Raw genomic sequence first — 8372 nt, forward strand, 5'->3', positions numbered from 1 at the left:
CTGACCTAGCGCACTAGGCTGTAGCTTATCTCATTTTGCCGGCTGCACCGGAGGGATCCCGCGCACACCTAGCCTTAAGCCGACTTTTCAGCCTTCAGCCATAGCGGCTGAGGATGAACCCTAGCCCCAGAAACAGCCCCAGCCAAAAATGGAGACTGACGGCGATGAACTTGGAGTGGCTAATCCGCTGCGGCTGATCGTGATAGGTACCCAGCAGGCGGGAAAGCCGCACTGCAAACGGGATCCCGGCCAAACTCAGCAGTGTCCAAGCCGGAAAGATCCCCAGCCCCACAAACAGCAGCATCAAGGCAAAAAGGCTGCCGCAGAGCCAGGGGATGAGGCGGGCCGAGCGCAAGGTTCCCAGGCGGGCCACCGGCGAGCGCTTGCCACAGGCTAAGTCATCCTGCACTTGATGGAAATGGGAACAAAACAAGATCAAGCTGGTCGCCATCCCCACCACCAGTGAGGCTGCCAACCCCGGCAGCGACCAGGTCTGGCTTTGGCTGTAGTGGGCAGCCGAGACCGCCAGCGGCCCAAAGCTGAAAAAGCAGAGGATCTCCCCCAGGCCCTGGTAGCCCAGGCGCAGGGGCGGCCCTTGGTAGGCATAGCCCAGCCCACAGGCCACCAGCACCAACAGCAGCACCGTCGGATCCCATTGCCGCCAGCTCAGCCACAGGATCCCCAGCAGACCCAGGGCCAAAAAGGCATTCCCCACCCAAAACACCTGCCCCGGCTTGCCCGTCAGGTTGACCAGCGAGTGGAGTTTGTTTTTGTCCACCCCTGTCTGGGCATCGAACACGTCGTTGCTGATGTTGACCCAAGCCAAGATGCAGATGGCGGCTCCCCAAAACACCCCCAAAACCCCCAAGTCCAGCACCCCTGACTGGGCATAGGCAATGGCGGATCCCACCCAGATGGGCATGATCGCCACACTGTACATGGGGGGCTTGAGGGCAGCCATCCACAATTGCCGGCGAGAGCGGTTGCTCCATGCGACCTCTGCTGGTGGCTGCACTTGGCCGACATCTGGATTCATGGGAGTTCTCCTTGGGAAGCAAGCCTGCTCTGGGGCCTGTCTCTGGATCTGTCTACAACCATCTGCTCTGTAGGGTAGAGCGCCTGAGAAAGCATCCCCCAGGATGCTAAGAAACTTTGCAGTCCGTGAAGAAGCTCCTCAGATCTGGCCCCCAGAAGCTCAGGCTGCCGGCCCTTCTCCTAATCTCTTATCCTAAAGTCATCTTCTGCCGGTCTCCATCGACGGGTGTCCTGTTTTCGGCCAAGGTGGGATCGTTCTCTTTGCTCTTTCGCATGACCTCTTCTCTTTCCCCTCGGAATGCCCACGGTACGCTTGAGTGCCTGGAGTGGCCGAGAGCATGGCCGCCGACTCGCACTTCTGCTTGGACAGGCGAGACGGGGAATCGGCGCTACTGGGATCCCTTCCTAGCCGCCTGCCAACAGATGGCGCGGGCGCGGGGTGTTCCCCAAATCCTCAGCTTGTCGCAGCCCATCCCAGAGCTGGATCCGCTGGCGGTGCTGGCCCAGAGGCTGGGTTCGCTCCCCACAAACCGATTCCCGAGCTACTGTTATCTCTCCCACAAGGCCCACGGGGAAAGGGTGCGGGTGTTGGGATGGGGATCCCTGCGGCAGGTTGATCTCGCGGGAGAAGGGGGCTTGCGGGCGGCACGGAGCTTTGTAGAAGAGCTGCAGCCCCACGTCCATGCCGCTTGCATTGGCAGAACGGAGCCCTCTGAGGTGGGGGGATCCCCAGGCAGCCGGCAGGAACGCCCTCTGTGTTTCTGTCGCCTCAGTTTCAGCCCCAGGAGCAAAGGGGGGGCAGCGCTGGTGCTGCCACGTTGGCAACTGTTGCAGGTGCCAGACTCCTGGAGATCTCTGGCGGTGGCGCGGCTCAATCTGGAAATTGCTCCCGAAAGTGACCTAGCGGCTTTGGCCGGGCAGATCACCGCCTTTTTTGCCCAAATGGAGCGCCTTTCTCGATCCCCCTTGCCCTCGTGGGAATTGCAAGCTCCCGTGCCGGTGGAGGTGGAGGAAGCTGCCCTCTTGGCGCGCATCCAAAAAGCCCTGCAGGTGATTCAGGCGGGATCCCTGGAGAAAGTGGTGCTGGCCGAAGCCGTGGATCTGCACTTGCCTGTCCCGCCGTCAATCCCGTCCCTGCTGGCCTACCTGGAAAAAGATCATCCCGATTGCAGCATCTTTGCCTTTGCCGCTGGCGTCAGCGGGCCGAAGTCCTTGGAGGCAGATGCTCGGGGGAATTTGCCGGCCAGGCCTCTCCCCCTGGTCCAAGAGGGGGCCTTTCCCCAGGTTTTCTTGGGGGCCACCCCGGAGCGCTTGCTTTCCGTGTGGCAAGGCCAGGTGCAGATCGATGCCTTAGCCGGCTCCGCCGCCCGCGGCGCCACCCCTGTCCAGGATCGCCAGTTGGCCGAGGAGCTGCTCCGCAGCCCCAAAGACCGCCGCGAACACCAGTGGGTGGTGCGCTCGATCCGGGAGGCTCTGAGTCGGTTGGGAATGGATCCCTGCATTTCCCCGCAACCGCGGCTGCTCCGTCTAGCCAACATCCAGCATCTGCAAACTTTGATCGAGGCGGAGCTCCCCGCCGATGTACATCTGTTCGATCTGCTGGCCCAGCTCCACCCGACGGCAGCGGTGGGAGGGTATCCCCAACAGGCGGCGCTGCAGTGGCTAGAGCGGTTGGAACCCTTTGATCGCTCCAGCTATGCCGCTCCCTTGGGTTGGGTAGACTTACAGGGCAATGGCGAGTTTGTGGTGGGGATCCGCTCCGCCCTAATTCGGGGGAATTGGGCCCGCTTGTATGCCGGTGCCGGGATTGTGGCTGACTCCAACCCAGAGCAAGAGCTGGCCGAGATTCGTCTGAAGTTGCGCTCTCTGGTGCAGGCTCTGGCCTTGCGACCTGCAGCTCCTCCGCTCCCCAGCTTCTGAAGAGAGGGGATCAGGAAGATGTTTCTGCCGCCGCTGCGGGAGGTGGATACGAACCCCTCCACGAACAGCTACAGTGAGAAAGCCGGTCTTTGATTAGCCTCGGTGTCCTCTGCGGCATGGCGACCCTGAATCCCACCCATCCCCCTCGTATAGCCGGATCCCGCGCGCAAGTGGGGCTTTGGCCCGGCCTGATCCAGCACTATCGGGAATGGCTCCCCGTCAGCGCCAGCACACCTGTGGTCACGCTACATGAGGGCAACACGCCTCTGGTGCCTTCCCCGGCTTTGAGCCAACGGCTGGGGCGAGACTGTCAAGTTTACCTGAAGTTGGAGGGCCTCAACCCCACCGGTAGTTTCAAGGATCGGGGTATGACGATGGCCGTGTCCAAGGCCAAAGAGGCAGGGGCAGAGGCGATCATCTGCGCCAGCACCGGCAACACCTCGGCGGCGGCTGCTGCCTTTGCGGCCAAAGGAGGTCTGCGGGCCTATGTGCTGATCCCCGATGGCTACGTGGCCAAAGGCAAACTGGCCCAAACCCTGATGTACGGGGCGGAGATCATCGCCGTTCAAGGCAACTTCGACCAAGCGCTGGCTATGGTGCGGCAGCTGGCGGAAACCTACCCGGTGGCCCTGGTGAACTCGGTCAACCGCTTCCGCTTGGAAGGGCAGAAAACCGCCGCCTTCGAGGTGGTGGATGCTTTGGGGGATGCCCCCGATTGGCTCTGTATTCCGGTGGGCAACGCGGGCAACATCACGGCTTATTGGATGGGGTTTTGCCAGTACCGCCAGCAGGGCAAGGCTACCCGTCGCCCTCGTCTCTACGGCTTCGAGGCTGCCGGTGCTGCCCCCATGGTGTTGAACCGGGTGGTGGAACACCCAGAGACGGTGGCCACGGCCATTCGCATCGGCAATCCTGCCAGTTGGGTGAAGGCCAAGGCGGCAGTGCAGGTGAGCGGCGGTCAGGTGGATAGCGTCACCGACGAGGAGATTCTGGCAGCCTATCGTCTCCTGGCATCCGAAGAAGGGATCTTTTGCGAGCCGGCCAGCGCGGCCTCGGTGGCAGGATTGCTGAAATGGCGAGAGCAGGTGCCTGCTGGAGCACAGGTGGTGTGCGTGCTGACGGGCAATGGCCTTAAGGATCCGGACACGGCCAGCCACCAGGGATCCGCTCCTATCCACACCGGCGTTGTCCCTGAGCTGTCCGCTGTTGCTCGTCTGATGGGTTTCTAGCAGAAACCGCCCGCTGGTTAGGGTCAGGCGTTCCCCTTGGGCGGCGCTCCGTCGCCTATCGGGCATCGCCATCTGGCAAGCGGCATTCCTCTCTCGGCCATACGCTACAGCCCCAGCTCAAAGCCCGCATTGTGCGGAAAGGGCTGTGTCGAGAAATTCCCGAATTAGGGGCAGCACCTGTTCCCCATGCAAGGCAGGGATGGCGTGGCCGGCCCCGGCCAGGATCTTGAGCTGAGCCCCAGGGATCCCTTCGGCATAGGTTTGGCAGTGCCAGAGGGGAATGGTGTCGTCCTGTTCGGCGGCGATCACCAGGGTGGGGGCCTGAATGTAGTTGAGATAACGTTCAACCGTATCGACAGCAGCTTGTGGGCGCAGACGTTGTCGGAGAAATTGCCGAGCGACCGGCTGCTGACGCAGGGATCCCCGCAACCACAAGAGCTGGGCCAGCTTGTCTTCCCAATGCCACCAGCGGGCCAGCGGAGCGATCGCCCGCAACAGCCAATCCACCCAAGCGCTTTCCCAGAGCAAGGGCCGCAAATGGTTGTAGCGTCTCACAAAGCTGTCGTCGCGGATCCCGGCAGGAGCCAACAAAACCAACCCCCGCAGCGGATACCGCACGGCGTAAGCTGCCGCCACCCATCCCCCAAAGGAATGGCCCACCAAAACCGGAGCAGCTAGGCCCAGCCTTTGGACAAATCCGCGCACAAACTCTACTTCTGCAGCGATGTCGTAGTGCAAGGCCGGTTGGCCGGACTGCCCGAACCCCAGTAAATCCAAGGCAATGCAGCGATATTCGTCTCCCAACCCTTGCATCAGCGGCCACCAGTTGGCATGAGTGGCCATAAAGCCATGCAGAAACAGCAGTGGGATCCCTTTTCCCCAGTCTCGATAGGCAGCCCAGCAGGACTCTGCCCCTGCGATGTTCAACCCTTCCAATTTCACCCTGTGCAGCGGGATCTCTTGAACGCGGGCCTGTAACTCCGCCAAGCGCTGGGCCAGGGGGAGTCGTTCCAACAGCGTTTGCCTGGTCATCGGCTTGGGGTCAGTAGACACAGACAGATTCAGCAGATGCAGTTTCTTCCGGAGCAGCATTGGCTACAGCGAATGCACCTATACGGAAATATCTCTCGTATCTCTTTGAACAGGGATCCTGCTCAATCCACCGGAATCTACCTGGGATCCCATCAACTCGGAAAAGACCGTAACGCATCGCAACTTAGCCGATCAACTGCAAATGGGGCGGGGGAGTTTTCAGCCAGTCTTGGCGGGTCAGCAGCCCTTGGAGGAAGCGGGTGGCTGCCTGCGATTGATAGCGCTCCGGGTTAAAAGCCAGCCAGAGGGTACGCCGTATCTGTAGCCCTTCCACCGCCAGCTTCCGGAACCGCCCCTGTTCCACATCGGATCCCACTGCCACCGTAGACAAAAAGGCCACCCCCAAACCCGCCTGGACAGCATTTTTGATCGCTTCAATCGAGCTGAGTTCCAGCCGCACGTTCAATTGGGCCGGGTTAATGCCGTGGCGGTTCAGCACCCGATCGATGGTTTGCCGAGTGGAAGACTGGGGATCCAAGGTGATGAAGGGCAAAGCCAGCAGATCCACAAGAGCCGGAGAGTCGATGGCACACCCGGGAGCACCGACCAACACATATTCATCTTCCGCCAGAGCCATCACCTTCAAGTGCCGCTGCAGCTCAAAGGGGATCTCCCCGCCAACAATGGCCACGTCCAACTGGCCGTCCACCAATTTCTGGGCAATTCGCCGCGTGGATTGCACCAAGAGCTGTACGGAAATTTGTGGATAGCGGCGGTGATATTGGGCGATCAAAGAAGGCATGACATAGGTGCCCACCGTTTGGCTGGCCCCCAGAACCAGATGCCCCCCCTCCATTTTCTGCAAATCCGCTAGGGCCTCGACGGCCTCACGGCACAGCTTGAGGATGCGCTCGCTGTACTGCAGCACCACTTTCCCGGCATCCGTCAGCTCCACCTTGCGCCCACTGCGGTCGAACAGCACCACCCCCAACTGTCGCTCCAGGTTCTGTACTTGCAAGCTGACGGCAGGCTGGGAGACAAACAGGCTATCGGCAGCACGGCGAAAACTACCCTGCTGGGCAATTGCCCGCACGATGAGGAGCTGATCTAAGGTAAATGGCAACTCATCCGCCATAGGGAACTCCAAACCCCACAGTGGGATCCCTTACGTTTCCCTGAAAAGCTGGGCAGCCCGCGTTTGGAAACCCACACGAGATCATCATAAACAAGCGAGAAATCCCAAGAGAACGGTTCAACCCTTTCCCGGCAGCTCGGCTCTGAGGGGTGACCAACCAAGATGTGGAGAGGAAAGCTCAGAATCTTCGGGCTGTTTCACTGCCCTTCGGAGCAGCTATGCCCACAATACCTACCTCTCACCAACCGGCGAAAGATAGCTGTTGGGAATAATTATCAACGCTCTGCGTTTGGCTCGGTCTCTAGCGAGGGCCGTAGGTTGTCCAGTAGCCGCGTCCTTGTCTTTTGGCTGCATCGGCAGCTTCGGTGAGAATGGGGCCGTACTTCAAGCCATCGGTTTGTGGCGACAACAGGCCATGCCCCAAAAACAGCATTTCCTGGTTGATGAGGGTATTGGCTTGCCAAACGTAGGCAGGCAAGGTAGGAGCAGGGGCTAGGGCAGGATCCAACTCCAAAAACACCTCACGTCCCAGCAGAGCAGTCTGCAGATATTGGCCAGCATTGTAAACTGCCAGAGGGGTTTGTCCGCGCAACTCCGTCCAGTTGGGGTTGATCGGGTCAGGCAAGGGATCGATCCCGATCAGTTGCACCAGCCGCAAATCCAAATCCCCTTCAAGCTGAACAACCAGGGTGTTGTAGTTGACCACCCGAAACACGGTTGCACGTTTGAGGTCGCGCAGATCTGGACGCGCCACCAATGTTAAAGCCCGACCGGGCAATGTCGAGAATATCAAAGGCAAGGCCAGAAAGCTGCCCAGCTTGATCAGGCTCCGTCCATTGGATACAAGCGAGGATCTGGAGCGGGGGGAAGTCGGAGCAGAACGCAGGGATTTTTGCAGCATGGACTTTAGCCGTTGCATGGCGGACTTGACAATAGGGATGGTTCGCATGCTTGACCTTTGGATCTCACACCGCCCTCACACCGCCGCCTACTGGGCTTCAACGCGGGATCCGGCTCACCTGCCGTCACTCTACAAAAAATTGGGGCAGATGGGTCAGGTCTGGAAAATCTCTCTCGATTTTTGTCTTGATTTTTAGATGTGCTACCCATCCGGTCAGCAGTTGCCAGCGCTGACAACCTGTGGTTGGTCATTTCGATTCAAACTGGGACACTGTACCCACACCTAAAACATGCATGAAACATGCATGGGGCCACAGGGCTTTTCTCAGCTGCCCAGGCGTCTCACCCTAAACTGAAGTGACTAAGTCCTTCCGAGCAGCAGGATTGTCTTTTGGTCTTCTCTCTTTGCGAAGGAAAGGGGGAGTGCTTGGAAACCTTTTCAATTCAGTTTGAAACAATTACAGTTGTCCAACTCTCAAATCTCTCAAAAGCGCAGCCCCTAGAGGGTAGCAGGGTTCTTTTCGACTGCTTCGGACAAGAGGGAGTTGACCAGCACGGTTACCAACCCCAGTCGATTGCCCGCCAAAATATCCGTCAACAGGCGGTCTCCCACCATAGCCACTGCTTCTACCGGCAAGCCCATCTGGGCTACGGCCCGCCGCAAGGCCCGCCGTGAGGGTTTCCCAGCGCGGTGAATGTAGGGCAGGTTCAGGCTTTCTCCGATTTGTTGGATGCGGCTGCGATTGAGGTTGTTGCTCACCAGCCAAATTTGAAAGTGCGGACGCAACTGCTCCAGCCAAGCAGCCACAGCGGGATCCACCTCAACCTGTCGGCTCGGCACCAGTGTACCGTCTACGTCAAAGATGATGCCTTTTACCTGCCAGGCCCACAGGTCTTCTGCCCGCAACTTTAAGACAGTGCCGGCCACCACCAGATCCGGTTGCAGGAGCTTGAACCAAGGTTTGTGTACCATCCGCTCCGAAAGACCTACGAAACGCTAACAAACACTGCCAGAGTGTTCAGTGCCTGCCGCGCTTCTGCTTCCTTCCTGCTTCAGCGACCCATGACTAGCGGCAGAGTTCACCCCCACCACCCCGCCAGAGGAGTCTCCACAGGCGTCA

7 protein-coding genes are annotated in these 8372 nt (G+C 59.7%); 2 read left to right on the forward strand and 5 right to left on the reverse strand.

From position 1 onward, the window contains the following. Positions 1–94: 94 nt before the first annotated feature. The gene (gene menA / locus NW834_RS05125; protein WP_414418938.1) at positions 95–961 is read right to left on the reverse strand and encodes a 2-carboxy-1,4-naphthoquinone phytyltransferase; all 867 of its coding nucleotides are present in this window, start codon (positions 959–961) and stop codon (positions 95–97) included. A 335-nt stretch (positions 962–1296) separates the two neighbouring features. Between menA and NW834_RS05130 the strand changes: the two genes are divergently transcribed. Continuing rightward, the gene (locus NW834_RS05130; RefSeq protein WP_414426236.1) at positions 1297–2955 is read left to right on the forward strand and encodes an isochorismate synthase; all 1659 of its coding nucleotides are present in this window, start codon (positions 1297–1299) and stop codon (positions 2953–2955) included. 170 nt (positions 2956–3125) lie between these two features. Continuing rightward, positions 3126–4184 carry a threonine synthase gene (gene thrC, locus NW834_RS05135; RefSeq protein WP_011433867.1) on the forward strand — a complete coding sequence of 353 codons (1059 nt, stop codon included), beginning with the start codon at positions 3126–3128 and terminating at the stop codon, positions 4182–4184. 117 nt (positions 4185–4301) lie between these two features. Here thrC and NW834_RS05140 read toward each other — a convergent pair whose 3' ends face one another. The 4 genes from NW834_RS05140 to NW834_RS05155 all read right to left on the reverse strand — a co-directional run bounded on the left by NW834_RS05140 (position 4302) and on the right by NW834_RS05155 (position 8224). Continuing rightward, positions 4302–5198, reverse strand: coding sequence for an alpha/beta fold hydrolase (locus tag NW834_RS05140; protein ID WP_414407590.1), 897 nt, complete (start codon positions 5196–5198; stop codon positions 4302–4304). A 202-nt stretch (positions 5199–5400) separates the two neighbouring features. Next, positions 5401–6351, reverse strand: a complete 951-nt coding sequence (locus tag NW834_RS05145; protein WP_011433865.1) for a LysR substrate-binding domain-containing protein — start codon at positions 6349–6351, stop codon at positions 5401–5403. Positions 6352–6652: 301 nt separating this feature from the next. Continuing rightward, a complete protein-coding gene (locus tag NW834_RS05150; protein WP_414418725.1) occupies positions 6653–7300 on the reverse strand; it encodes a thermonuclease family protein in 648 nt (215 codons plus the stop codon). A gap of 450 nt (positions 7301–7750) precedes the next feature. Further along, the gene (locus NW834_RS05155; protein WP_414329713.1) at positions 7751–8224 is read right to left on the reverse strand and encodes a YqeG family HAD IIIA-type phosphatase; all 474 of its coding nucleotides are present in this window, start codon (positions 8222–8224) and stop codon (positions 7751–7753) included. Positions 8225–8372: the final 148 nt, after the last annotated feature.

This window comes from Synechococcus sp. R60.1 (assembly GCF_047461835.1).
GTDB lineage: Bacteria > Cyanobacteriota > Cyanobacteriia > Thermostichales > Thermostichaceae > Thermostichus.

Excerpts from the sequence above, each read along its gene's own strand:
- menA (WP_414418938.1), bottom strand. The coding sequence starts at position 961 with ATGGCTGCCCTCAAGCCCCCCATGTACAGTGTGGCGATCATGCCCATC.
- NW834_RS05145 (WP_011433865.1), bottom strand. The coding sequence starts at position 6,351 with ATGGCGGATGAGTTGCCATTTACCTTAGATCAGCTCCTCATCGTGCGG.
- NW834_RS05150 (WP_414418725.1), bottom strand. The coding sequence starts at position 7,300 with ATGCGAACCATCCCTATTGTCAAGTCCGCCATGCAACGGCTAAAGTCC.
- NW834_RS05155 (WP_414329713.1), bottom strand. The coding sequence starts at position 8,224 with ATGGTACACAAACCTTGGTTCAAGCTCCTGCAACCGGATCTGGTGGTG.